Annotated in this window: 27 protein-coding genes; 3 read left to right on the plus strand and 24 right to left on the minus strand. The window is 63.9% G+C overall.

Going from position 1 to position 25,407, the window contains the following annotated elements; all coding sequences use genetic code 11:
* Positions 1-10: 10 nt before the first annotated feature.
* From phnK to metE, 22 genes are all read right to left on the minus strand, one after another.
* Positions 11-781, minus strand: a complete 771-nt coding sequence (gene phnK / locus OEG81_RS10225; RefSeq protein ID WP_264129126.1) for a phosphonate C-P lyase system protein PhnK — start codon at positions 779-781, stop codon at positions 11-13.
* Positions 778-1,650 carry an alpha-D-ribose 1-methylphosphonate 5-phosphate C-P-lyase PhnJ gene (locus OEG81_RS10230; protein WP_264129127.1) on the minus strand — a complete coding sequence of 291 codons (873 nt, stop codon included), beginning with the start codon at positions 1,648-1,650 and terminating at the stop codon, positions 778-780. The genes phnK and OEG81_RS10230 overlap by 4 nt, the downstream gene beginning before the upstream one ends.
* Positions 1,647-2,741 carry a carbon-phosphorus lyase complex subunit PhnI gene (locus OEG81_RS10235; RefSeq protein WP_264129128.1) on the minus strand — a complete coding sequence of 365 codons (1,095 nt, stop codon included), beginning with the start codon at positions 2,739-2,741 and terminating at the stop codon, positions 1,647-1,649. Before OEG81_RS10235 ends, OEG81_RS10230 begins: the two co-directional genes overlap by 4 nt.
* Positions 2,741-3,337 (minus strand): phosphonate C-P lyase system protein PhnH, encoded by a 597-nt coding sequence (gene phnH, locus OEG81_RS10240; protein WP_264129129.1) that lies wholly within the window; start codon positions 3,335-3,337, stop codon positions 2,741-2,743. Before phnH ends, OEG81_RS10235 begins: the two co-directional genes overlap by 1 nt.
* A complete protein-coding gene (phnG, locus tag OEG81_RS10245) occupies positions 3,337-3,792 on the minus strand; it encodes a phosphonate C-P lyase system protein PhnG (protein WP_264129130.1) in 456 nt (151 codons plus the stop codon). Before phnG ends, phnH begins: the two co-directional genes overlap by 1 nt.
* Positions 3,782-4,504 carry a phosphonate metabolism transcriptional regulator PhnF gene (gene phnF / locus OEG81_RS10250; protein ID WP_264129131.1) on the minus strand — a complete coding sequence of 241 codons (723 nt, stop codon included), beginning with the start codon at positions 4,502-4,504 and terminating at the stop codon, positions 3,782-3,784. Before phnF ends, phnG begins: the two co-directional genes overlap by 11 nt.
* A 30-nt stretch (positions 4,505-4,534) precedes the next feature.
* Positions 4,535-5,335, minus strand: coding sequence for a phosphonate ABC transporter, permease protein PhnE (gene phnE / locus OEG81_RS10255; protein ID WP_264129132.1), 801 nt, complete (start codon positions 5,333-5,335; stop codon positions 4,535-4,537).
* A gap of 72 nt (positions 5,336-5,407) precedes the next feature.
* The gene (gene phnD, locus OEG81_RS10260; protein WP_264129133.1) at positions 5,408-6,412 is read right to left on the minus strand and encodes a phosphonate ABC transporter substrate-binding protein; all 1,005 of its coding nucleotides are present in this window, start codon (positions 6,410-6,412) and stop codon (positions 5,408-5,410) included.
* Between the two features lie 76 nt (positions 6,413-6,488).
* A complete protein-coding gene (phnC, locus tag OEG81_RS10265) occupies positions 6,489-7,322 on the minus strand; it encodes a phosphonate ABC transporter ATP-binding protein (RefSeq protein WP_264129135.1) in 834 nt (277 codons plus the stop codon).
* Positions 7,323-7,498: 176 nt separating this feature from the next.
* Positions 7,499-7,630: an entericidin A/B family lipoprotein gene (locus OEG81_RS10270; protein WP_264129136.1), complete on the minus strand. Its 132-nt coding sequence runs from the start codon at positions 7,628-7,630 to the stop codon at positions 7,499-7,501.
* Between the two features lie 37 nt (positions 7,631-7,667).
* Positions 7,668-8,375, minus strand: a complete 708-nt coding sequence (locus OEG81_RS10275) for a fumarylacetoacetate hydrolase family protein (RefSeq protein ID WP_264129137.1) — start codon at positions 8,373-8,375, stop codon at positions 7,668-7,670.
* Positions 8,375-8,911 carry an inorganic diphosphatase gene (gene ppa, locus OEG81_RS10280; protein WP_264129138.1) on the minus strand — a complete coding sequence of 179 codons (537 nt, stop codon included), beginning with the start codon at positions 8,909-8,911 and terminating at the stop codon, positions 8,375-8,377. Before ppa ends, OEG81_RS10275 begins: the two co-directional genes overlap by 1 nt.
* 39 nt (positions 8,912-8,950) lie before the next feature.
* Positions 8,951-10,465: a heme biosynthesis HemY N-terminal domain-containing protein gene (locus OEG81_RS10285; RefSeq protein WP_264129139.1), complete on the minus strand. Its 1,515-nt coding sequence runs from the start codon at positions 10,463-10,465 to the stop codon at positions 8,951-8,953.
* 3 nt (positions 10,466-10,468) lie between these two features.
* A complete protein-coding gene (locus OEG81_RS10290; protein ID WP_264129140.1) occupies positions 10,469-11,803 on the minus strand; it encodes a uroporphyrinogen-III C-methyltransferase in 1,335 nt (444 codons plus the stop codon).
* Positions 11,804-11,830: 27 nt separating this feature from the next.
* Complete coding sequence (locus OEG81_RS10295; protein WP_264129141.1) at positions 11,831-12,646, minus strand: uroporphyrinogen-III synthase; 816 nt, start codon at positions 12,644-12,646, stop codon at positions 11,831-11,833.
* Positions 12,647-12,660: 14 nt separating this feature from the next.
* Complete coding sequence (gene hemC / locus OEG81_RS10300; RefSeq protein ID WP_264129142.1) at positions 12,661-13,608, minus strand: hydroxymethylbilane synthase; 948 nt, start codon at positions 13,606-13,608, stop codon at positions 12,661-12,663.
* Between the two features lie 6 nt (positions 13,609-13,614).
* Positions 13,615-13,740: a hypothetical protein gene (locus OEG81_RS10305; protein WP_264129143.1), complete on the minus strand. Its 126-nt coding sequence runs from the start codon at positions 13,738-13,740 to the stop codon at positions 13,615-13,617.
* On the minus strand, positions 13,727-14,443 hold the full coding sequence (locus OEG81_RS10310; RefSeq protein WP_264129144.1) for a TerC family protein: 717 nt from the start codon (positions 14,441-14,443) through the stop codon (positions 13,727-13,729). The genes OEG81_RS10305 and OEG81_RS10310 overlap by 14 nt, the downstream gene beginning before the upstream one ends.
* A gap of 249 nt (positions 14,444-14,692) precedes the next feature.
* Entirely contained in the window at positions 14,693-15,574 is an 882-nt protein-coding gene (gene sucD / locus OEG81_RS10315) for a succinate--CoA ligase subunit alpha (RefSeq protein WP_264129145.1), read from the minus strand.
* A gap of 22 nt (positions 15,575-15,596) precedes the next feature.
* On the minus strand, positions 15,597-16,757 hold the full coding sequence (gene sucC / locus OEG81_RS10320; RefSeq protein ID WP_264129146.1) for an ADP-forming succinate--CoA ligase subunit beta: 1,161 nt from the start codon (positions 16,755-16,757) through the stop codon (positions 15,597-15,599).
* An 84-nt stretch (positions 16,758-16,841) separates the two neighbouring features.
* Positions 16,842-17,417 carry a DUF2889 domain-containing protein gene (locus OEG81_RS10325; protein ID WP_264129147.1) on the minus strand — a complete coding sequence of 192 codons (576 nt, stop codon included), beginning with the start codon at positions 17,415-17,417 and terminating at the stop codon, positions 16,842-16,844.
* 32 nt (positions 17,418-17,449) lie between these two features.
* The gene (gene metE / locus OEG81_RS10330; RefSeq protein ID WP_264129148.1) at positions 17,450-19,744 is read right to left on the minus strand and encodes a 5-methyltetrahydropteroyltriglutamate--homocysteine S-methyltransferase; all 2,295 of its coding nucleotides are present in this window, start codon (positions 19,742-19,744) and stop codon (positions 17,450-17,452) included.
* A 159-nt stretch (positions 19,745-19,903) separates the two neighbouring features.
* Between metE and OEG81_RS10335 the strand changes: the two genes are divergently transcribed.
* Positions 19,904-20,821 carry a LysR family transcriptional regulator gene (locus OEG81_RS10335; RefSeq protein ID WP_264129149.1) on the plus strand — a complete coding sequence of 306 codons (918 nt, stop codon included), beginning with the start codon at positions 19,904-19,906 and terminating at the stop codon, positions 20,819-20,821.
* Positions 20,822-21,345: 524 nt separating this feature from the next.
* On the opposite strand, the gene recX is transcribed toward OEG81_RS10335, so the two are convergent.
* Complete coding sequence (gene recX / locus OEG81_RS10340; RefSeq protein WP_264129150.1) at positions 21,346-21,864, minus strand: recombination regulator RecX; 519 nt, start codon at positions 21,862-21,864, stop codon at positions 21,346-21,348.
* An 18-nt stretch (positions 21,865-21,882) separates the two neighbouring features.
* On the minus strand, positions 21,883-22,953 hold the full coding sequence (gene recA / locus OEG81_RS10345) for a recombinase RecA (protein ID WP_264129151.1): 1,071 nt from the start codon (positions 22,951-22,953) through the stop codon (positions 21,883-21,885).
* 203 nt (positions 22,954-23,156) lie between these two features.
* Here recA and OEG81_RS10350 point away from each other — a divergent pair, with 203 nt between their 5' ends.
* Positions 23,157-23,846: a response regulator transcription factor gene (locus OEG81_RS10350; RefSeq protein WP_264129152.1), complete on the plus strand. Its 690-nt coding sequence runs from the start codon at positions 23,157-23,159 to the stop codon at positions 23,844-23,846.
* Between the two features lie 18 nt (positions 23,847-23,864).
* Positions 23,865-25,364, plus strand: a complete 1,500-nt coding sequence (locus OEG81_RS10355; protein WP_264129153.1) for a sensor histidine kinase — start codon at positions 23,865-23,867, stop codon at positions 25,362-25,364.
* The last annotated feature ends 43 nt before the right edge of the window (positions 25,365-25,407 follow it).

Consider the following 25,407-nt stretch of genomic DNA (forward strand, 5'->3'; position numbering starts at 1 on the left):
TGCATTCACCTCAAGGCTGTAGAACCGACGACACCAGCAGCTGGCTGTAGGCATGCTGCGGATCGTCCAATATCTGATCGGTCAGGCCCGCTTCCACGACGCGCGAGCGGCGCATGACCATCAGACGGTCGGCCAGCAGGCGCGCCACGGCCAGGTCGTGCGTGACGATGACCACCGCCAGTTGCAGTTCGCGCACCAGGCCGCGCAGCAGGTCCAGCAAGTGCGCCTGCACGGACACGTCCAGGCCGCCGGTGGGCTCGTCCATGAAGATCAGGCGCGGCCGAGACACCAGGTTGCGGGCGATCTGCAGGCGCTGCTGCATGCCGCCGGAAAAGGTGCGCGGCAGATCGTCGATGCGCTGCGCGTCGATTTCCACATGCGCCAGCCACTCCAGGCCGGCCTGGCGCAACTGGCCGTAATGGCGCACGCCCTGCGCCATCAGCCGTTCGCCGATGTTGGCGCCGGCCGACACGCTCATGCGCAAGCCGTCGCGCGGATTCTGCTCGACGAAGCCCCATTCCGTGCGCAGCAGGGTTCGCCGGTAGGCCTCGCTGGCCCGATACAAATCCACCTGGCCGCCCTCCTTGTCGCGATAGGCGATGGCGCCGCGATCGGGCGCGCTGCGCCCCGACAGCACGCTCAGCAGGGTTGATTTGCCGGAGCCCGATTCGCCGACGATGCCCAGCACCTCGCCGGGATACAGGTCGAAGCTGACGCCCTGGCAGCCCTTCTCGGGGCCGTACAGCAGGGTCAGGTCGCGTACCGATAACAAGGGATTCATGGCGCGGCCTCCAGCGCGGCGCGGCGCTGGCCGCAGTAGTCGGTATCCGAGCACACGAAACGGCGCGTGCCCGCATCGTCGACGATGAGCTCATCCAGATAGGAATCGGAGCTGTCGCAAAAGGCGCAGCGATGCTCCCAGACAGGCAGTTCGAAGGGATGGTCCTCGAAGTCCAGGCTGGTCACCGGGGTATGGGGCGGAACGGCGTACAGGCGCTTTTCGCGGCCGGCACCGAACAGCATCAGGGCCGGGCTCATGTCCAGCTTGGGGTTGTCGAACTTGGGGATGGGCGAGGGGTCCATCACGTAGCGCTCGTCCACCATGACCGGATAGGCGTAGGTGGTGGCGATATGGCCGTAGGTGGCGATGTCTTCGTACAGCTTTACATGCATGACGCCGTAGTCGTTCAGCGCATGCATGCTGCGCGTTTCCGAATCCGACGGCTCGATGAAGCGCAGCGGTTCGGGTATGGGCACCTGGAAGACCATGATCTGCCCCTGGCGCAAGGGTGTCTCGGGCACACGGTGGCGGGTCTGGATGAGGGTGGCCTGGTCCGTGCGCTCGGTGGTCCGCACACCGGCGGTGCGTACAAAGAACCGCCGTATCGATACCGCGTTGGTGGTGTCGTCGGCGCCCTGGTCGATGACCTTCAGCACGTCGTCGCCGCCCAGTATGGCGGCGGTCACCTGCATGCCGCCCGTGCCCCAGCCATAAGGCAGGGGCATTTCGCGGCCGCCGAACGGTACCTGATAACCCGGAATAGCCACCGCCTTGAGCAAACCGCGCCGCAAGCCGCGCTTGGTTTGCTCATCCAGGTAGGCGAAGTTGTAGCCCCGCTCGATTCCCGCATCCTGATTCAAGCCGCTCATGCTGTTTTTTCCTTGTCCAGTTCCACGTCGTCCGCCGAGTTGCGCCTCAGCTTGCGGATGAGATCCAGTTCCGACTGGAAGTCCACGTAATGCGGCAGCTTCAGGTGGGAGACGAAGCCCGCCGCCTCGACGTTGTCGCAATGCATCAGCACGAATTCCTCTTGCTGGGCGGGCGATTCGATGTCTTCCTGATACTCGGCCGCGCGCAGGGCGCGATCGACCAGTGCCATGCCCATGGCCTTGCGCTCGGCGTGGCCGAAGGCCAGGCCATAGCCCCGTGTGAATTGCGCCGGCTGGCTTTTGCTGCCCATGAACTGATTGATCATTTCGCATTCGCTGATCTCGATGTCGCCCAGAGAAATGGGAAACTCCAGCTCTTCAGGCTCTATCCAGACTTCCACCGAGCCTATGCGTATCTCGCCGGCGAAGGGATGATTGCGGCCATAGCCGCGCTGGGTGGAATACGCCAGGGCCAGCAGAAAGCCCTCATCGCCGCGCGCCAGCGCCTGCAGGCGCTGCGCCCTGCTGGCGGGAAAATCCAGCGGCTCGCGGGTGATGTCGGGCACGGCGCCGCCCCGGTCCACGTCCAGGGCCACCAGGCCTTCGTCCGCCAGCATGTCCACCACCCGGGGGCAGGCCCGGGCCGGTTCCGCAGCGCCGATTTCCATGTCCGGGACGGCGCCGTCGGCGAGCAAGGCAAAGTCCAGCAGGCGGTGGGTGTAGTCAAAGGTGGGGCCCAGCAACTGGCCGCCCGGCAAGTCCTTGAAGGTGGCCGATATGCGGCGCTCGATGTCCATGGCCCCGGTCTGCAAAGGCCGGCTGGCCATGAAGCGCGGCAGCGTCGTCCGGTAGGCGCGCAGCAGGAATATCGCCTCCAGCAGATCGCCGGCCGCCTGCTTGATGGCCAGCGCCGCCAGTTCCTCGTCGAACAGCGAGCCCTCGCCCATCACGCGTGTAACGGCCAGCGGCAGCTGTTCGCGTATCTGGTCCACGGTCAGGGCCGGAATCGAAGCATCGCCGCGCCGTTTGCGCGCCAGCAATGCGTGCGCATTGTCGATGGCTTTCTCGCCACCCTTTACGGCTACATACATCAGTTGACTCCTTGAACGGCCGGCTGCACGCGCGTGCTTCGGGGCAGCCCCGCAAGCTGCGATCCGGCGGTGAAAAAGACATCCAGCCCCTTCGGAAACGCGTGCTGCTTGCGGCGCAGCCAGAAATCGGCCGGCACCGGCAGTTGCATCGCACGGCTGTCCAGTATTCCCGGCCCCCGCCATGACGTGGCCACGCCCTCCTCCAGGCTGTCCAGCTGGACCAGCAGCGTGCAGGACCGATCCGGGTCCCTGTCGGTGCCGGTGTTGAAGCCGGAAAGGTCGTCCAGCTCGTCCACGGTCAGGAGGGCGAATGCGGCATCCTCGCGCGCCCGGGCGATGGGGCAGGCGCAATGGAAGGCCAGGTTTGCGCGCAGCGCCGGCGTATCCAGCGGCGGTGCAAGCCATACCGGGGTATCGGCGTCGAGCAGCGTCAGGCATAGCGCGTAGGTGGCGGATGCCAGGCTATCGAGCTGCGGCATCGGGTTCACGGCATGCACGGTGCCGGGTTCCGACATGGCAGCCAGCGCCAGCCGGAACACCTTCTGCATGGCCGTGACCGGATCCGGCATGGCCGGCAACAATAGGCTGTCCCGCATCAGTCTTCTCCTCGAACCAGCGTCGTGAAATCCACCTTGGTGGCGGCGCTTTGCGCCGCCCGGGCCGCGCGGTTCGCGGCCTGTTCCTGTTCCAGCGTGTCCACCAGCGCCATCCAGCGCGGCCCCTGCGAACCCTGCAAGAGCGCGTCGGCCAGGGCCGCCAGTTCCGCATGCGGCTTGTTGCGGCCCGCCACATAGCTGTGGCCCGTGCTGCCGTCCGCCAATTGCACGACGCAGCGGGTCACCGTCATTTCGCCCAGATTGAACGGCGCGCCGCTTCCGCCCGCGCGGCCGCGCACCATGACCATGCCCGTCTCGGCGGGCCGTATGTAGCGGTGTTCGGGCTGGCGCAGCGCCTGGCTGTGGGCCTGCAATTGGCTGCCGGCGCGCGCAAGCACGCGCATCCAGCGCTGGCGCGGGGTCGGGGCGGCATCCACTCCCTCTTCAATCCTCATGTTGTTCTCCGGAGATGACGTGGTACTTGAAACGGTCGGCGCGGGTGATCGAGCAGGCCAGCTCGAAGGGCGCGCCGGCCGCATCGCTTGAAAGCGTGCGTATGCTCAGCACGGGCGTGTGCCGCGGCATGAGAAGCTGGGCCGCATCGCGCTGCGTCGGCGCGCGCGCCCCGATCAGGGTGGATACGCGCTTGAGCCTTACGTTGCAGCCTTCCAGGTGCTGCCGCATCGAGCCTCCGCCATAGTGCTGGAGCACCTCTCGATGCCTGGCGGCGAAGCAATGCGTAATCAGGCTGATGGGCTGCTCGTCCAGCAGACGCAATGTCTGGAACTCGAGCACAGGCTCTTGCGGGCCGAGCGCCAGGTCGCGGGCTTCATCCGGGTGCGCCGGCCGCCGGCGCCGGCCAAGCAATATCGCCTGTGAGCGCAAGCCCATGCCTGACAGCGTCTTGCTGTAGGCGCTGGACGCATCGACCGGGTAGACGATGGGCCTGGGCAGCACGCAGGTGCCGCGCCCCTTCCGGCGCAAGACGCTGCCCTCGGCGATCAGCACATCCACCGCGCGGCGCAAGGTATGGCGGTTCACGCCGAAGCGCTGCGCCAACTGCGTTTCGGAGGGCAGATAATCGCCGCTCTTGTAGCCGCCAAGCTCGCTGCGCAGCACATCGGCCAGTTCCACGTACCGGGGCACTTCCTGTCTAGACAAGTCCATGTTCAATAAAGGGCATCCCTGCCCCGTGCCTTAAATGAAATGCTTGCGCAAGCGTTGCGACACAATGTCGATGGCGCTGACGGCGGCGATGATGATGATGAGGATGGCGCAGGTCTGGGCCAGCTGGAATCCGCGTATGGCTTCCCACAAGGTGACGCCTATGCCGCCCGCGCCGACCATGCCGACCACGGTGGCCGAGCGCACATTCGACTCGAAGCGGTACAGCGAATACGAGATCCACAAGGGCAGCACCTGCGGTATGACGCCGTAGATGACTTCCTGCAGCGAGCTGGCGCCGGTTGCGCGCACGCCCTCAACGGGCCCGGGGTCGATGGCTTCGACGGCCTCGGCAAACAGCTTGGCCAGCACGCCCGTGGTTCCGATGAACAGCGCCATGACGCCCGCGAACGGCCCCAGGCCCACGGCCACGACGAACAGCATGGCGAACACCATTTCATTGATGGAGCGGAAGGCATCCATGACGCGCCGCACGGGCTGGCATATCCACCACGGCGCGATGTTCTCGGAGCACAGGATGCCCAGGGGAATCGAGCAAACGATGGCCAGTGCCGTGCCCCATACCGCAATCTGCACGGTGATGAGCATTTCGCTCAAATACAGTTTCCAGTAGCGGAAGTCGGGCGGGAAGAAGTCGGCCAGGAATACGCGCATGTTGTCGGCGTCGCGCCACAGCATGGCCGGATTCATTTCGGCGCCATTCCAGGACCAGGCCAGGATAAGGGCCAGCAGGCTCCAGCCCAGCCATTGCCGCCATGAGCGGCCCTGATCCGGGGTATGGCCGGAACCCGGCGCGGACGCAAGTGTGGTCATCTCGATATTCCCGATGCTCGAAGGGACGGCCTGCGGCAATGGCGCGCGGACCGCCGCCCTTCCTGTTGCTGATTACCTGGCGCTGGCCACTTTCTTTTCGAGCGCATCCATGCGCGCCGTCAGCTTCTGCAGGCTGGCGTCGATTTCGGCCAGCTTGGCCTGCTTCTCGGCCGCGTTCATCGTGCTGTCCACGCTGACCTGGCTGCGCTGCTTGAACAGTTCCAGCTGGCGTATGGGCAGCAGCTGATCGTCGTTCGAAACGCGGAACTTGCCCCACTGCAGGCCCGCCAGCACGGCCAGCTCTTTTTCGTTGGCGCCGTAGTGGGTGAAGAAGTCATTGATCTTCTTCTTGGTGGCCTCGGGCAGGTTCTTGCGCCATACGATGGGGTCGGCCGGAATCAGCGGCGACTTCCAGATGACCTTCAGTTCGGCCGCCTTGGCGGGGTTGGTTTCCTGCAAGCGCTCCATGCCTTCGGTGTTGAAAGTGGCCACGTCGACCTGCTTGTTGGCCACGCTCAAGGCATTGACTTCATGGCTGGCATTCAAGGAGCGCTTGAAGATCTTGTTGGCTTCGACGTTGTTCTTGGCGAACACGTAGTAGCCGGGAACCAGATAGCCCGAGGTCGAGTTGGGGTCGCCATTGCCGAAGGTCAGGTCCTTGGCGTTCTTCAGCATGTCCTCCACCGAATTGATGGGGCTGTCCTTGTGCGCCACCAGCAGGCTCCAATAGCCGGGATTGCCGTTGGCCGCCACCGTCTGCGCGAAGATCTCGCCGCCGGCGCGGTCGACCGCCTCCATGGCGGACTTGTTGCCGTACCAGGCCACATCCACTTTATTGAAGCGCATGCCCTGGATGATGCCGGCGTAGTCGGGCGCAAAGAAGGAATTGATCTTCATGCCCGTTTGCCTGCTCATCTCGGCCAGGAAAGGATCCCACTGGGCCTTCAGGTTCTGCGAGGACTCGGTGGAGATAATGCCGAAATTCAGTTCCTTGGGCTCGGCGGCATTCGCCGCGCCGCACAGGGCCATACCGGCCAGGGCCGTCGCCGCAATGGCTTTATGCATGTCTTTGAACATATCAATACTCCAGGTAGTGCTTCGTTGACTTGTCTAGACAAGCCGGGTAAAAAAATGCCCGAGCCACAAGCGTGGATCAGGCGGCAACAAGAGAAACTTCACGCAGCGGGCTGCGTCGGCGGGACGACTCGGGAATCAGCAATGAAGCGTCCAGATCACCACCGTACAGCTCGTTCAGGAAGGGGCCGCTCAGCGCATCCACCGAACCGTCGAAATGGATGCTGCCGGACTTCAGCGCCACGACGCGCTCGCAATAGCGAACGGCGTAGTCCACCTGATGCAGGGTGACCACCACGGTCTTGCCGTCGCGCTGATTGATGTCGGCCAGGATGTCCATGACCTTGCGCGCGGACTCCGGATCCAGCGAGGCGATGGGCTCGTCGGCCAGAATCACTTCAGCCTGCTGGCTCAATGCGCGGGCAATCGCCACGCGCTGCTGCTGGCCGCCCGACAGGGTGGACGCGCGGCGGTGCGCGTACTCGGCTAGGCCCACGCGCTCCAGGGCGGCCATGGCGCGGTCTTTTTCTTCCGGACTGAACAGGCCCAGCGACCCCCGCCAGCGCGGTATGCGGCCCAGGTGGCCCAGCAGCACATTGCCCAGCACGCTAAGGCGACCCACCAGGTTGAACTGCTGGAAGATGTAGCCGATGTCGGCCCGCAGGCGGCGAACCTGGCTGTTCAGGCGCCCCGCCGCCTGCACGGGCTGTCCAAGAACGTGTATGGAGCTTGCATCCTTGCGGTCGCCGCATGCCAGTCCCGCCAGGTGGCGCAGCAAGGTCGACTTGCCCGAGCCCGATGCGCCGATCAAGGCGACCATCTCGCCCGGCCGCACGGCCAGGCCCAGATCGAACAGAACCTGTTTGCCGCCGAAGCTCTTGTCCAGGCCTTCGACACGGATTACCGAGTTCATATGTTTCCCCAAAATGCCAGGCGGCGCGCCGCCTTTCGATGCCCTGCATCTTAGAAAGCGCGTATGACCGGGGGATTAATCTGGAGTGACAGTTTTGTGAAGAGACATGAACGAAGAACAAAAAAAAGCCCCGTTCATATGAACGGGGCTTCTCGATTGCTGCGCGTTTACAGCATTTACTTCGTGGATTTGGTAATGGCGTGGCCGACGTTGCTGATGTCTTCCCCCGCGCCGGCTACCGTGTTGGCGCAGCCTGCCATCAGCATGCAGCCCAACAAAGCCAGTGAAGCCAGAATTTTAGTGCCCATGGCGAATTCCTTTTTATGGTATTACGGTGGCGATATTCTACGATGGGTTCGCCACTTTTACATACAATTCACCCAGGCCTGCGACGGCGCCGACCATGGTGTCGCCGGCCACGACGGGACCCACGCCTTCGGGCGTGCCGGTGAAGATGATGTCGCCGGCCTTGAGCTCGAACAAGCCCGACAGATAGGAAATGGACTCAGCGATATTCCAGATCATCTGCGACAGGTCGCTGGACTGCTTGACCGTGCCGTTCACGCTGAGCGAAATGGCGCCGGCATCCAGCGTGCCGACCTTCTCACGCGGATGCAGGGGTCCGATGGGCGCCGACTGGTCGAAGCCCTTGCCCACTTCCCATGGACGGCCCAGTTTCTTGGCCTCGCCCTGCAAGTCGCGACGCGTCATGTCCAGGCCGATGGCATAGCCCCAAACGCAGGCGGCGGCCTGCTCGACGGTCAGGTCGCGCCCGCCCTTGTCCAGCGCCACGACCAGTTCGATTTCGTAGTGCAGGTTGGACGTCTTGGGCGGATACGGCATGGAACCCGTCTGCCCGTCGGCCACATTGAGCAGCGCGTCGGCGGGCTTGCAGAAAAAGAAAGGATCCTCGCGGCCCGTGAAGCCCATTTCCTTGGCATGCTCGGCATAGTTGCGGCCCACGCAGTAAACGCGGCGCACGGGAAAAACAGCGTCGGAACCCGCTACCTGCAAAGCGGCGACCGGCAAAGCCGGGATGATGGTCGTTGCCATTATTTGTTTCCTTTGGCGTAGCGCTCGACGCCGTCAGTGATTTCCTTGCGGGCGGCTTCCACGCCTTCCCAACCCTTTACTTTTACCCACTTGCCCTTTTCCAGATCCTTATAGTGCTCGAAGAAGTGCTGGATGCGGGCCAGCTCTTCGGTGGGCAGGTCGTCCGGGCTCTTGATGTTGCGGTAAGGAGGATACAGCTTGTCCACCGGCACGGCCAGCAGTTTGGCATCGCCGCCCGCCTCGTCGTCCATGTGCAGGACGCCGATGGCGCGCGAACGGATCACCGCGCCCACCTGCACCGGGAAGGGAGCCAGCACCAGCACGTCCACAGGATCGCCGTCATCGGAAATGGTTTGAGGGATATAGCCGTAGTTGCAGGGATAGTGCATGGCCGTCAGCATGAAGCGGTCGACGAAGACCGAGCCGGAGTCCTTGTCGACTTCGTACTTGACCGGGTCCGCATTCATGGGAATTTCGATGATGACGTTGAATTCTTCCGGCAAGTTGGTGCCGGCGGGTACGCGCTCTAAACTCATGCTAGGTTCTGACCTTAAGGATATGAATGTAAAAAGAACTCAGTTTTGACCGGACCCTCGCGCTGGGCGGTCGGATGTCTGGGAGACGTCAACGCCGGGAATCGGGGCGCTGTCGAAATACTCGTCAAGCCCGGCTTCGCCGGCGGTGGCGGAGGAAGGGGTGTCAGGCGGCGGGGGCTCGGGCGCGAGAACCGCGGCTGCCACGGAATCGCTGAACTCGTCGCCGGCGAAATCGGCCGCGCTGGCGGCGACAGGCGCCGGCATATCGCGCAGGACACGCGCCTGGGGAAGGCGCCCGACATCGATAAGGGTGGGATCGCCGCGCATGTCGGCGGCCGGCAGGGCCCGGCTGACCGGCAGCGTGGGCAGGACCCCCGCCACGCCCGAAGCCAGGCGCCAGTGCCGGGCCGCATCGTCGGCACGGCCCAGGCGGTCGTACAGATTGCCCAGCAGGGCATGGATGCGCATGTCGCTGCGCAGCTTCATGCTGCGCAGCAGATAGTGCTCGCCCTGCCCCCACAGCTCGCCGGTCAGGCACAGGTTGCCCAGCGCCGCCAGCAAGGCGGAGTCGTCCGGATTGGCCTTGAGCCAGAGTTCCGCCTTGCTCAGGCGGCGGGCGACATGCTCGGGCGGGCATTGCGAATAGGCATTGAGCAGGCGCGGCTCCAGGCGCACCTGAAGGGCGGCTTCCAGAATGCGCGAGGCTTCGTCGATATTGCCCTGCGATTGCTGGACGGCGGCCCCGGCCAGGGCGATATCGGGCAGCGTGCGCTCGTCGGATTTCAAATCGCCCCAGATGGCCTTAAAACCGTCGGGCCCGCCAGCCTGCAAACGCGCGGCCGCCGAAGTCTCGATAAGCTGCAAGGCTTCGGTTTTTTCAAGGACGCCCCGGCGCGCCAGCAGGCGCGTCAGCTCATAGACGCGATCGTCGTTGCGCAGTTGGCGATGCGCGCGCAGCAGCAGCCGCGTGGCATGGAAGTAGCGCGAGTTGGCGTCCTGCAAGGGTTGCAGCAACACCAGGGCGTCTTGCGGACGATTCTGGTCCAGGTACATTTCGGCGGCCACGGTGGCGGCCGCTTCGCGCAGGCGCGGGTCGCTGCCCGCGCTGTCACGGGCCAGCGCCAGCGCCTGGTCGCGCCGCTCGAACTCGCCCAGGTGATGCGAAGCGCGCGCCGAGGCGAGGCCGGCCAGCACCTTGCGGCTTCCCGATCGTGTCTTGCCCAGGAGCTTGGACAGGTCTTTCTCGGCCTCGGTATAGCGCCCTTCCAGCACATTGATCCAGCCGCTTTCCAGCAGCTCGTGCTCGCGCTTCTGGGAACGCAGGCTGCGCCAGGAACGGAAACGCTCGGGGCCGCCGCCTATCCAGGCCAGCACGCGCAGCACGATGTACAAAATAACGAAGCAGGCAAGTATCAGCAAAACCGCCAGCGTCAGCGAAAGCTCGATCCGCCAGGGCTGGGCGATGATGAGCACATTGCCGCTGTGGTCGCGCAGAACCAGCGCCAGCGCGACGGCGGCGACGAATACCAGCAGTGTCCAGAACCAGGCTCTCATGGCTTACCCCTGCGGCTGGCTTGCACTGGCGCCGGTGGCCGCATCCGTCGCGGGTTCCGCCTGGGGAGCGGCCGGGTCGGCTTGGGAGTTTCCGGCATCGGGTTCGGCCTGCGGCGCGGCGGGCTGGCCGGGCGCGGCGATGGCGCCTTCTTCGGCCTGCCTGGCGCTGGCTTCACGCAGCGCGGCAATGGCCTGCAGGCTGTTGTCCACCGTGGGCAGCTTGACGTCTATGGGGGTGTCTGCCAGTTGCCTGGCGATCTTCAGGGCCTGTCGCACCTGCTGCGACCGGGGATCGTAGCGGGTTTCCAGCGCCTTGACCAGCACGGCGGTCTCGGCGTTCCAGACCCTGGGCTGGTGCATCAGCAGCGCCAGTTGGGCCGTCATGCCGCGCAGGCGCAGTGTTTCGCGAAAGCGCGTAGCCTGGTCGGGCGACATCAGCAGCGCGGTCGCGTCGTCGACGCGGCGTACGGTAATGAACTGGCCCAGATCCCGGCTGATGGCGCTCCATGCGGAGCGCGACCATTGCTCGGCGGTGGCCATGCCCTGCTTCCACCAGGGCGCGTCGGGATCGGCATGGCCGCCGTCGCCGGTGCCGGCTCCGGAAGCGCTTTCTTGCGGAGCCGGCACCGGCTCGGGCGCGGCGTCGTCGGGAACCAGCAAAGGCGCTTCGCCCAGAAGATTGCCCAGCTCTTCAAGCTGGCCGGACAGCATGGCGGTATCGATGGTGGAGGCGGCCCGCAGGCGGTCCAGGTCGCCGTTGATCGTTTGCTGCAAGGACGCCAGCGCCGGGCGGTTGGCGCGCGCCAGCTGCGCCTGGGCCGTTTCCAGGGAGATCACCGCATTGGCCACGTTGCCGCTAAGCTGCAATTGCTGCTGGGCAATCGTGACCAGGTGGTCGACGTCGTTGATCAGGACCAGATCGGAGCCGCTGTCGGTCAGTGTCTGGAAAGCCTGTTCCAGGCTGTCGGCCTGATCGCGGGATTCGCGCAGCGCGCTTTCCAGGGACGCTATTTTCCGGGATTGCTCCTGCGCCAGCGACAAGGCCTGTTGCGCCTGCTCGACCGCCTGATCGACGGCGCTGGCGCTGCTTTGCGCCTGGCTGGCAAGGTTCTGGCGGGTTTCATCGAACAGCCGTTTCTGGTTCCAGGCGAACGCCCCGAGGGCTGCCACGATCACCAGCAGCACGATGAAAGCGGGCAAGAGCATGGAACGTTGCCGCCGGGCGGCGGGGGCTGTTTTCTTGGGCGCCGTAGCCGACGTTGCGGGCCCCGGGGATGAGGAGGCGGCAGGCGCGCCGGTCTGCGCCGCCTGCGTGATCTCGGATTTTTTATCAGTCATGGCGAGATTGTAATCCTAGGAACCTTCTTAAAGCGATGCCGTGCGGACAAGCGCCTGAAAAATGGCATCGTCGTCGGGCTGGCATAGTTTTACCATCGGGGACTCCACCTTACCAGAAGCCGCAAGGGCGGATTGTAAGCGGCTTGCAACACGTTCGTGTATGGCCACGAAGCGCGAACGCTTCCACGCCTCTTGCAAGCCCAGCCGCAGGATGTTCGCCTGAACGGCGTCCACGCCCTCGCCGCTGGTCAACAGGAATACGCAGGGACCCGGTGCATGCAGCGCAGCCGCCAGCGCCCCGCCCTGCCGCCTATCCCAGATCGCGGCCCGGCGGTTGTACAGCGGCAGCCGGTCGACCTGGATGCCCGCCTGCTGGAAGCGCTCGCCCAGCCATTCCCGGCCGGCCTGCCCGCGCACGATCAGCACGCGCTTCAAATCGGCCAGCATCGGCTGCAAGACCGCCCACAGACCTTCGGAATCCTGCGTGGCGCACTGCGCGCCGGGATGCAATATTTGGCTTGCCGGAATGCCGCTGTAGTCCTGCAGGTAGCGGGCGCTTGGCGCCCCCACCGTGGCCGCCCGCGTGGCGGCGGGCCAGGATGCGGCGGGCCTTAGGGCGGCCAGCCTGTCCATATAGAAGCGCGCGGCATTGCCGCTTACAAAAACGATCAGATCGTAGTGCTCGGGCAGCGGCAATGGCGCCTGTCGATCCAGCGGTTCGATGTGCAGGGCGGGCAGGATCAGCGCATTCAGGCCGGCCTGGGCCAGGCGCGTAGCCAGCGCTTCGTTCTTCCCATGGGGCCGCGTCAGGACGACGCTGGCTTCGGTGGCCGCCGCGAGCACGATGGCCCAGCCCCTCAGGAGGCCGCGTTCGGGGCCAGCAGCCTGGCCAGGATGGCGCTGGCGCCCTTGTCGAGCAAGTCTTGCGCCGCCCGCTCGCCCAATTGCTCGGCCTGAGAGGCCGGACCCGCGGCATGCGCGCGCAGAATGCGCGAACCGTCGGGCTCGGCGACCAGCGCATCGACTTCGATCGTATCGCCGTCCAGCCGGGCGAACGCGGCCAGCGGCACCTGGCAGGAGCCGCCCAGAACCCGCGACACGGCCCTTTCGGCCAGTGTGCAGGCGGTGGCGGCGGCGTCGCCCAGGGGCGCCAGCCAGGTTCGCATGTCGCTGCGGGATTCAAGGATTTCGATGCCCAGCGCGCCCTGCCCGGCGGCGGGCAGGCTCTGCTGCGGCGAAAGATGATCGCGTATGCGCGAGGCCAGGCCCAGGCGCCGCAGGCCCGCGGCGGCAAGAATGATGGCCGCGTAGTCGCCGCGATCGAGCTTGCCCAGCCGGGTGTCCAGATTGCCGCGCAGGGGCTGCACGCGCAGATGCGGGTAGCGCTCGCGCAGCTGCGCTTCGCGGCGCAGGCTGGACGTGCCCACGACGGCGCCCTCGGGCAGCTCGCCGAGGCTGGCGTAATCATTGGAGACGAAGGCGTCGCGCGGGTCGTCGCGTTCGAGGATGACCGACAATGCAAAGGGGCTTTGCATGTCGACCGGAACGTCTTTGAGGGAATGCACGGCCAGGTCGGCCCGCCCATCGAGCAGGGCCGTTTCCAGCTCTTTGACGAACAGGCCCTTGCCGCCAACCTTGGACAAGGAGCGATCGAGTATCTGATCGCCCCGCGTCGTCATGGTCAGCAGGCTGACCTGGCACTGGGGGTACAGGGATTGCAGGCGATCCCGCACGTGCTCGGCCTGCCATAAGGCCAGCCGGCTCGCGCGGGTCGCAATCACCAGTTTTACAGGCGTATCGGACATGCCGGCCTATGCAAAGTAATTGAGCAGCACCGCCGCGGCGATGCCGATCAGGGCCAGGATGCCCAGGCCTTGCAGCAGGGACAGGCCGGACTCGTCCGGCTTCTTGCGGCCCGATGACTTAAACAGACTCATTCGTTTGTCCTTTGGAGGAACTGCGGCTGGCGATCCACTTGCCTACCACCACCACCAGGATGGCGCCGATGACTTCCGCCGCGATCTTCAGTGTAGTGGTCGTGGGGCCGAATTGCTCGACCACGAATACATCGGTGACCAGCATGCCGCCGGCAATCCAGCCCAACAGCCCGGCGCCCAGGGTCACCACGATGGGGAAGCGGTCGATGAGCTTCAGTACGATGGTGCTGCCCCAGATGATGATGGGCACGCTGACCACCAGGCCGAAGATCACATAATACAGCTGATGATCCAGATGCGTGTTCTGCGCTGCGCCGGCAATGGCGATGACGTTGTCCAGGCTCATGACGAAGTCGGCGATAAGAATCGTCTTGACCGCGCTCATGACCGAACTGCCGCCCTTGATGTTGCCGTGCTCGTCTTCATCGGGCACCAGCAGCTTGATGCCTATCCATACCAGCAGCAAGGCGCCGACGACCTTCAGGAAGGGAATGCCCAGCAGCGTCAGCGCGAAGGCGATCAGCAGGACGCGCAAGATGATGGCGCCGGCGGTGCCCCACAAAATGCCCTGCAGGCGCTGCTTCTTCTCCAGGTTGCGGCAGGCCAGCGCGATGACCACGGCATTGTCGCCGCCCAGCAGGATGTCGATCAGGATGATCTGGAATACGGCTCCCCAATGGAGCGTCTGAAAAAACTCAATCATTTTTAGTCCGTTTTAAGCTAGTGTTCCGTTTGCTTACTCGGTGCATATGAATCAACCAAACAGCACACCAGAGGCGAAATTAAACAATATGCCCGGCCGCGCCAGCGCGTCGGGATCAAAAAAACGGGCCATTATAATTCAGCTGATTGTAAGGTTTGCCGCAAGGCCCTGCGAGCGCCACCGGTCCTTAAACCCTAAAACCGGCGGCGCAGTATGAAAGGGCCCGCTTGTGGCGAGCCCCGTCAATACCTACAGTACCGACTTGAGCAGCTTGCCCATTTCGGATGGATCGCGGGTGGTGCGGATGCCGCACGCCTCCATGATTTCGAGCTTGGCATCCGCCGTATCGGCGCCGCCGGAGATCAGCGCGCCGGCGTGGCCCATGCGTTTGCCGGCCGGAGCCGTAACACCCGCGATGAAGCCGACGACGGGCTTCTTCATGTTGTCTTTGGCCCATTCCGCCGCGTTGACTTCATCGGGGCCGCCGATTTCGCCGATCATGACCACGGCATCGGTCTCGGGATCGTCGTTGAACAGCTTGAGCACGTCGACGTGTTTCAGGCCATTGATAGGGTCGCCACCGATACCCACCGCAGACGACTGACCCAGGCCAAGCTCGGTGAGCTGAGCCACGGCTTCGTAGGTCAGCGTGCCGGAGCGGCTGACCACGCCGATGCGGCCCTTGCGCGAGATATGGCCCGGCATGATGCCGATCTTGAGCTCGTCGGGCGTGATCAGGCCCGGGCAGTTGGGGCCCAGCAGCAGGGTTTTCTTGTTCTGGTCGCGCATGCGGTTGCGCACTTCCAGCATGTCGCGCACGGGAATGCCTTCGGTGATGCAGATGACCAGATCCAGGTCGGCCTCGACGGCTTCCCAGATTGCGGCCGCCGCGCCCGCGGGCGGGACGTAGATGACCGACACGGTGGCGCCGGTTTGCGCCTTGGCATCCTTGACGGAACCGAAGATGGGCACGCCTTCGAAGTTCTCGCCGGCTTTCTTGGGATGCACGCCCGCCACGAAGGCATTCTTGCCGTTCGCATATTCGCGGCACCAATGGGTGTGGAACTGGCCGGTCTTGCCGGTAATCCCTTGAGTAATGACTTTAGTGTCTTTGTTGATCAGAATCGACATTTACAAATCCTTCGCAATATTCTTATTTCGCGGCGGCAACGACTTTGGTCGCGGCTTCGGCCATGGTGTTGGCGCTGATGATGGGCAGGCCCGACTCGGCCAGCAGCTTCTTGCCGAGCTCTTCGTTGGTGCCCTTCATGCGCACGACCAGCGGCACGCTGAGGTTTACGGCCTTGCATGCGGCGATCACGCCTTCGGCAATGATGTCGCAACGCATGATGCCGCCGAAGATGTTGACGAGAATGGCCTTGACGCCTTCGTTCTTGAGCATGATCTTGAAGGCTTCGGTGACCTTCTCGGCCGTGGCGCCGCCGCCGACGTCCAGGAAGTTGGCCGGCTCGCCGCCGAACAGCTTGATGGTGTCCATGGTGGCCATGGCCAGACCGGCGCCATTGACCAGGCAGCCGATGTTGCCATCCAGCTGGATGTAGGCCAGGTCGAACTTGCTGGCTTCGATTTCGGCGGGATCTTCTTCGTCCAGATCGCGGTATTCGACGATCTCGGGATGACGGAACAGCGCGTTGGAATCGAAGTTGAACTTGGCGTCCAGGGCGATGATATTGCCCTTGCTGTCACGATTCAGGGGGTTGATCTCGACCAGCGACGCATCGGTTTCCATGTAGCAGGTGTAGAGCTTCTGGCATACGTCGATGAATTGGGCCACGGAATCGGCCGGCATGCCCACGCCCTTGGCCAGGGTCTCGCCATCGGCCTGGGTGAATCCCTTCAGCGGGTCGATCATGACAGTGATGATTTTCTCGGGGGAGGAATGGGCGACTTCTTCGATGTCCATGCCGCCTTCGCTGGACGCGATGAAAGCCACTTTCTGCGTGGCGCGGTCGGTCACGGCGGACAGGTAGTATTCCTGCTGGATGTCGGCGCCCTCTTCGATGTACAGGCGGCGCACTTTCTGGCCTTCAGGCCCCGTTTGATGGGTAACCAGCTGCATGCCCAGGATTTCGGAAGACAGTTTGCGGACTTCGTCGATGGAACGGCCCAGCTTGACGCCGCCGCCCTTGCCGCGGCCGCCCGCGTGAATCTGCGCCTTCACAACCCACACCGGCCCGCCCAGCTTCTCCGCCGCAGCCACGGCTTCGTCAACCGAGAAAGCGGGAATTCCGCGTGGCACAGTCACGCCAAACTTCTTCAGCAGTTCCTTGCCTTGATACTCGTGAATTTTCATTTGTTACCTGTCAGAACGTAAAGATAAGAAAAAGAACGCGTGCGCCTGTGCCCTGGGACACTCTTGCCCGCCGATGAGGTTTGCCTACTCGCATTTTGCTTCCGCCTTGGGACCCACGTACCACTTGGGGTAGAACTCGCGCGCCACCGGACCATCGAGCCGCAAGGCGTGGCAGCCCTCGAGCTGGAACGGCCGTTTCTGGTTCTGTCCGGCCTGCTGCTCTTTACGGCGCCGATTGGCCATGGTCTGGACGGCCACGGTGGGCAGCACATAGGAAAGCTCGGTCATGTGGGTGCAGCCGGCCGTCCTGCCGAATCGGTCCTTGACGGTCTGCCGGAAATTGCGCAGCAGGTTCATGCCGACCAGCGCGCGGTAATCGGGCGCGATGGCCATGCAGTCCTGATTATAGGGAGCGGCATCGTAATCGGCCGCGGCGGCCGTGATGGTGAACTGGTCGTCGATGGTGACGCGCAGATGCATGTGATGGACGGGTTCGCCGGCATGATGCGTGTCGCCCGTCCTTTTGGGAAAGTCGTAAGCCTTGACGTCGATGAGTTCGGCTTCGATATCCCACTGGCCGTCCTCCCGGGCAAACGAGTCCACACGTATGGAACGCGTGTGCAGGGGCTCGCGAGCGGTATCGGGAGGAGGCAGGGCCATGTACGGAAGTTGCGAATATTGCGATAAACCCTCTAAGTATAGCGCAGTGTCCGGGCGGCTTTGACCATGGCGACCAGCGCGGCCTCCGTTTCAGGCCAGCCGCGCGTCTTCAGGCCGCAATCGGGATTCACCCACAGGCGTTCGGGCGGCAGGCGGCTTGCCGCCTTCTTCATCAGGTCCACCATCCAGTCCAGCTTGGGTATGTTGGGCGAGTGGATGTCGTAGACCCCCGGACCGATGTCGTTCGGATACTTGAAATCTTCGAAGGCCCCCAGCAGCTCCATGTTGGAGCGCGAGGTTTCGATGGTGATGACATCGGCATCCATCGCGGCGATGGCCTCGATGATGTCGTTGAACTCGGAATAGCACATATGGGTGTGTATTTGCGTCTCGTCCCTGACGCCGCCCGTGGAAAGGCGGAAGCAATCGACGGCCCAGTCCAGATAGGCCTGCCAGTCGGCGCGGCGCAGTGGCAAGCCTTCGCGAAACGCCGGCTCGTCGATCTGGATGACCGCGATCCCGGCCGCCTCCAGGTCGGTGACTTCATCGCGCAGCGCCAGGGCCAGTTGCCGGCACGTGGTTTCGCGCGGCTGGTCGTCGCGCACGAAGGACCACTGCAAAATGGTGACCGGGCCGGTCAGCATGCCCTTGACGGGCTTGTCGGTCAGCGACTGCGCGTAGGCCGACCACGCCACCGTCATGGCGGCGGGCCGGGCGACATCGCCGAAGATGATGGGCGGCTTGACGCAGCGCGAACCGTAGCTCTGCACCCATCCATTCTGGGTGAAGGCGAATCCACCCAGCAATTCGCCGAAGTACTCCACCATGTCGTTGCGCTCGGGTTCGCCATGCACCAGCACATCCAGCCCCACTTTCTCCTGGAAGCGGATGACCTGCTCGATTTCGGCGCGCATGGCCTTCTCGTAGGCCGCATCGCCCAGCGCTCCCGCCTTCCAGTCGCGCCGCAACACCCGTATCTCGGGGGTCTGGGGAAAGGAACCTATGGTCGTGGTGGGATAAGCGGGCAGGCCCAGCCTCTTGTGCTGGCGCTCGATGCGCTGAGCGAAGGGCGCGCGATCGCGCGCCAGCCCGGCCGAAGCCTGCAAACGTTGCTGGACACCGCGGTTGTGGATGCGGGCGGATTCTTTCCTGGCTTGTAGCGCATCCCGTTGCGCCTGCAGGGCTTGCTGGGCCGCCGGATCGGCCGAACCGTCCAGCGACGCCGCCAGCAGGCGCAATTCATCCAGCTTCTGGGTGGCAAAGGAAAGCCAGCCCTTCAGTTCCGCATCCAGTTCGCGCTCGGCATCCAGGTCGACCGGCACATGCAACAGCGAGCAGGAAGGCGCCAGCCAGAGCTTGTCGCCACGCTGGCGCGCAAGGGCCTGCACGCTGGCGCTTGCGGCATCCAGGTCGCTGCGCCATATATTGCGGCCGCTGATCAGGCCCGCGGACAGGACCTGATCCGGCGCCAGCGCCGCCGCGACACGGTCCAGCTGGCCGGGTGCGCGGACCAGGTCCACATGGACTCCCTGCACCGGCAAGTCCTTCAGCACCTGGACGTTCTCGCCCAGATCCTCGAAATAGGTCGCCAGCAGCAGCGATACGCCGCTGTCGGAGAGTTCGCGGTAGACGTCCTTGAATGCCTGTTGCCAGGATGGTGGGAGATCCAGGCCCAGTATGGGTTCGTCCACCTGGACCCACTCCACGCCCAGCGCGCGGATGCGGTTCAGCACTTCCTTGTAGACGGGGAGCAACGCATCCAGCAGGGAAAGCTTGGCCGGGTCGCCGGCGCCTTGCGCGAAGGCATCGCCCTTGCCCAGCCATAGCCAGGTCAAAGGGCCCGGTATGACCGGCTTGACGCGATACCCCAGGGCTTGCGCCTCGCGGATCTGGTCGAACAGGTAGCTGCGCGCAATGCGATAGGACGGCTCCGGAACGAGTTCGGGCACGATGTAGTGGTAGTTGGTATCGAACCACTTGGTCATTTCGCAGGCGGCCGCCGGCGTGCCGCTGGGCGCTCGTCCCCGGGCCATGCGGAACAGGGTATCCAGCGACACGTCATCACCGGCAGCCTGGGCAAAACGGGCCGGCACGGCGCCCAGCAGGCAGGTCCATTCCAGAATGTGGTCGTACCAGGCGAAATCGCCCACCGGCACGAAAGACAGGCCCGACTTCGCTTGCAGGGCCCAATGGCGGGCACGCAGTTCACGGCCGGTGGACTGCAGCTCGTCCGCCGTCTGATTCCCGGCCCAGTATGCTTCCAATGCGCGTTTCAGTTCGCGCTTCACGCCTATGCGCGGGAAGCCCAGATTATGAGTGATCGTCATGATAAATTTCCATTGAATGAATATTTTTTTTCAGGCCATGCCATTGTGCCTATACAATGGCATGAGACAAAATCAAATACACCATCCTTAAAATGAATTTATCTCAACATAACTCAACGATCTTCCCCAGCACCGACGCTGCCGGCCGGGAGTCCGCCGATGCTTGAAATACGCCATCTGGAAACCTTGAGTGCCATACGCGACGCGGGCAGCCTGCAAGAGGCGGCCGAGCGCCTGCATGTCACCCAGTCCGCGCTGTCGCACCAGTTGCGCGACCTGGAAGTGCGCCTGAAGACGCCTTTGCTCAATCGCCGTACTCGGCCGGCCCGGCTGACCACGGCCGGCCTGCGCATCCTGGCGCTGGCCGACCAGATACTGCCCCAGGTCAAGGCCACCGAGCGCGAATTGCAGCGGCTGGCCGCGGGCCGGACCGGCCGGCTGCACGTGGCGATAGACTGCCATTCCTGTTTTCAGTGGCTGCTGCCGGCGCTGGACGCCTTCCGGCATGATTGGCCCGATGTCGAACTGGACCTGTCCGCCGCCTTCTCCTTCGCTCCCCTGCCCGCGCTGGTGCGCGGCGACCTGGACGTGGTCGTGACGTCGGACCCGCAAGCCATCGAGGCCATCGAATACCTGCCGCTGTTCCGCTACGAATTGATGCTGGCCGTGGCGGCCGCCAATCCCTTGTCGCAGTACAAATACATAGAACCGTATCAACTGGCCGACCAGGTTCTCATCACCTATCCCGTCGAACGCCAGCGCCTGGATGTCTTCACCGCCTTTCTGGACCCGGCCGACATCGAGCCGGCGGCGCTGCGCAAGGCCGAACTGACGCCCATGATCGCGCAACTGGTCGCCAGCCAGCGCGGCGTGGCGGCGCTGCCCAATTGGGCGCTGACTGAATATCTGGACCAGGGCTGGTTGCGCTTGTGTCACCTGGGCACACAAGGCGTGTGGCGAACCTTGTATGCGGCGGTGCGTGGTGAAGACGTGCAGGCCGACTACCTGCAAGCGTTCATAAAGCAGGCGCGGGACACTTGCTTCAAGACCCTTACGGGCATCAAGGCGGTGCGCTAGCGTATTTTCGGTTCAGGTTTACCGCTATATGGCTTGTAAGCGTGTGGGCTTAGCCTGTACAACCGCTTATACAACCGGCGCGGCAGGCGCGCGAGGCCGGGACGGCGCAAGACCCATTCCAGCAGCACAGGCGCCACATAAAAAGGCCAAGCACAAAAACCGCCCCAGCGGCGCCTCTAACGTAAAGCACTGCAGCGGGGCGGGTGGCGGGAGCCGGACGCGGCGACTTTCGGGGCCGAGCAAGCCGTCGGCGAACGCAGCCCGAAGGGGCGCAGGAGCCAGGCGCAGCGGCGTTCGGCGCGCAGGGCGCCGAACCGGCCACGAGGAGCAAGGCCGGCTCCCGCCACCCGGCACGCGTCAGAGAATACCTTGCTCGGAACTCGCCCCGCAGTCCATAGTGGCACCGTCGCACACAAGAAGCTCGCGTCAGAGAGCACCTCACACGGATCTTGAATCGCCACTGAAGCCACTGAATATCGCCCCGGCAGAACCAACACGTACGTAGCACCTGAACCGAAAAGGCGCTAGCGGGAGGCATGCGGAATGCTGCCCAGTATGCGGCGCACGCATTCGGAGGAAAAACCGCGCGAGGCCAGGAAACGGAATTGCCTGGCATAGTCTTTTGCATCGACGGGCAGGCTGGCGAATTTCTTTTCCCAGACGGCTTGCGCGCGTTCCTGTTCGCTGCCCTGCAATTGCCGGCCCAGGTCGGCAATGGCCGCGTCGCCCAGCCCATGTTGCTTGAGCTCTTGCAGGATAAGGCCGGCGCCCTGCCGGGGCGCGCGCCTGTGAACCAGGCTCTGGGCAAAACGCTGGTCGGAAAGCCAGTTTTCGCGCTCCAGATCGTCGAGCAAGCGCTCAAGCTGTTCGGGGCTTTCGGCATGCGGCGCAAGCTTGCGCTGCAATTCGCGGCGGGAATGCTCGCGCCTGGACAGATAGCCGATGGCGCGGGCCTTCAGTGTGGGCCCCGCCTTCTGCTGTTTACGTTCGGGCGGAGAGCCGGCGTCGGACAGCGTTTCGAAACCGTCGTCGTTCGTGTGCATGGCGCCCCGCCCCGCTCTTTAGGCCTCGGGTTCGGCGCTGGGAACCGCCGCCTTGCTGACGGTGGCGGCGGCTTGCGGAATGACGCCCAATTGCTCGCGAACCCGGTTTTCGATCTCGAAGGCCATTTCAGGATGTTCTTTCAGGTATTCGCGGACATTGTCCTTGCCCTGACCGATACGGGTGCCGCTGTAGCTGAACCAGGCGCCGGCCTTGTCCACGATGCCCGCCTGCACGCCCAGGTCGATGATTTCGCCCTCGCGCGAGATGCCGGCGCCGTACATGATGTCGAACTCGGCCTGCTTGAACGGAGGCGCCACCTTGTTCTTGACCACCTTGACGCGGGTTTCGTTGCCCACGACCTCGTCGCCCTTCTTGATGGCGCCGATGCGGCGGATGTCGAGCCGCACCGAGGAATAGAACTTGAGCGCGTTCCCGCCCGTGGTGGTTTCGGGGTTGCCGAACATGACGCCGATCTTCATGCGGATCTGGTTGATGAAGATGACCATGCAGTTGGCGCGCTTGATGGTGGCGGTCAGCTTGCGCAGGGCCTGGCTCATGAGGCGGGCTTGCAGGCCCGGCAGCGAGTCGCCCATGTCGCCTTCGATTTCGGCCTTGGGCGTCAGGGCCGCGACCGAGTCGATGACGATGAGGTCGACCGAACCCGAGCGCACCAGCGCATCGGTGATTTCCAGGGCCTGTTCGCCGGTATCGGGCTGGGAAATGAGCAGGTCGGACAGATTGACGCCCAGCTTGGAGGCGTACTGGACGTCGAGCGCGTGCTCGGCGTCGACGAAGGCGCAGGTGCCGCCGATTTTTTGCATTTCGGCGATGACCTGCAGGGTGAGCGTGGTCTTGCCGGACGATTCGGGGCCGTAGATTTCGATGACGCGGCCGCGCGGCAGGCCGCCCACCCCCAGTGCGATGTCCAGCCCGAGCGAGCCGGTGGAGACGACCTGGATATCGTGCTCGACAGTGTCGTCGCCGTAGCGCATGACCGAGCCTTTGCCAAATTGCTTTTCAATCTGGGATAAGGCGGCGGCCAGTGCCTTGCTGCGTTCGCCGGCGGCTTTGCTGTTCTTGTCGTCCATGTGGTGGATCCTTGGCTGAAAAACGATGAATTGATGAAAGCGCGCTGACGCGGCCATGGAATGGAATAGATTATTGCATCAAATTATACTGTATAAATACACAGATAATCAAAAAGCACATCGTAATCCCTGACTATCCGCTGCCCAGTGAACGTGCAAGAATAGGCCTTACCGCAACCCGACCCAGCCCCAGCCCGCACGACATGCGTATTCTTATCGCCGAGGACGACAGTATTCTTGCCGATGGACTTTCACGTTCATTGCGATACGACGGCTATGCGGTCGATGTCGTCAACGACGGCTCCAGCGCCGATTCCGCCCTGCAGCTGCAAAGCTTCGACCTGCTGATCCTGGATCTGGACCTTCCCCAGATGCACGGGCTGTCGGTGCTGCGCCTGCTGCGCCAGCGCCAGATGCCGATACCCGTCCTTATTTTAACGGCGGCCGACACCGTCGAACAGCGCGTCAAGGGACTGGACCTGGGCGCCGACGACTACATGGCCAAGCCGTTTGCGCTGACCGAACTCGAGGCCCGCGTGCGCGCCCTGACGCGCCGCAGCGCCGGCGTCAGCACCACGCAGCTGCGCTACAAAAGGCTCAGTTTCGACCTGAACGGACGCACGGCGCGCATCGACGACCAGCCGCTGGAGCTCTCGGCGCGCGAAACCAGCCTCCTGGAGATCTTTCTTTCCCGTTGCGGCCGCATGATCAGCAAGAACCAGTTCGTCGACCTGCTTTGCGAGTGGGGCGAAGAAGTCACGCCCAACGCCATCGAGGTCTACATCCACCGCCTGCGCAAAAAGATCGAACCCAGCGGCGTCAAGATCGTCACCGTCCGAGGCCTGGGCTATTGCCTGGAACCCGAAAATCGCAATGATTCCGTGGCCGCGTGAATCCGCGCGCCTGCCCGCATGCTGATCGATCCGCAGGTCCTGAAGGATACCGATAGCTCGCCTTCTGAAAGCAAGGCCTTTCTGGGGCTGTTCCGGCGCAAGAAGCGCCACCGGGCGCTGCTGAACAAGATCATGATCTGGATGTTCGGTCCGCTGTTCCTGCTCTGGACCATAGGGCTGGTCATCACCTACTTCATTGCGCAGAACATTGCCAACGCACCCTACGACCGCACCCTGGCGGATCATCTGCGCCTGCTCAAGCACGAGGTGGAACAGCAGAAGATACTGGAAGGCATCCAGCTGTCCGCCTCGGCCATCACCATCCTGCAGGGCGACCCCACCCAGCTGATCCGCTGGGAGATCCGCGATGCCAACGGCAACTCCATGGGCGGTAACGGCAGCATTCCCCTGCCTGAAACCTGGACCTACGAAGAAGACAAGATACGATTCCGCAACGAAAGCTACGATGGCCACAGTGTCCGGGTTGCCTACATCTGGGGCGGGCGGGACGCCGGCGGCCTGCCCTTCCTGACCATTGTGGCCCAGTCCAACGAGATGCGCGCCACCCTGCAGCAGGAAATCCTGACCGGCATGCTCACGCCTCAGCTCATCGTCCTGCCCCTGGCCGCCTTGCTGGCCGGCCTGGGCCTGACCCAGGGCCTGGAGCCCCTGAGCCTGCTCCAGGAACGCATACGGGCGCGTCGCGCCAACGATATGTCGCCCATCAGCGCGGAGCTGGCGCCCGCCGAGATCGTGCCGTTGGTGGCCGCCATGAACAGCCTGCTGGCACGGCTGGCGGCCACCAACGAAACGCAAAGGCGATTCGTGGCCAATGCCGCCCACCAGTTGAAGACGCCCCTGGCCGGCATGCGCACCCAGGCCGAGCTGGCCATGCGCGAGCAGTCTCCCGAAAAACTGGATGAGAGCCTGCGCCAGCTGGTGCTGGGCTCCCAGCGGGCGACCCGGCTGGTCAACCAGTTGCTTTCCCTGGCGCGGGCGGAAAGCGCCGAGAATCCCGTCCTGCGCCTGGCCGACGACGTCGACCTGAATGCGCTGGCCGAGCGGCAAACCCTGGGCTGGGTCGACACGGCCCTGAAAAAAGACATCGACCTGGGCTTCGAGCGGGCGCCGGCATCCATGCACGTGTCGGGCGACAATCTGATGCTGGCCGAGATGCTGAACAACCTGATCGAGAACGCCATGCTCTATACCCCCGAGTCCGGCTGGATCACCATCCGGGTGGGCGGCGACGCGCTCTCGGCATACATCGAGGTGGAGGACTCGGGCCCCGGAATCGCCCCCGAAGACCGCGAGCGCGTCTTCGACCGGTTTTTCCGGGTGCTGGGAGGCAGCACCGACGGCAGCGGCCTGGGATTGTCCATCGTCAAGGAAATCGCCGAGCAGCACAACGCCGGGGTCGCCTTCATGCCCACGGGAAATCGCGGCGGCAAAGCCGGAGGGACATGCCTGCGCATCACCTTCAATCGGATCAAGACGACCACCATCCTGCCCGCTTGAGAATATGAAGGAGACATCTGCATGCACGATCGGGCCATGACGG

This window comes from Pollutimonas sp. M17 (genome assembly GCF_025836975.1).
GTDB lineage: Bacteria > Pseudomonadota > Gammaproteobacteria > Burkholderiales > Burkholderiaceae_B.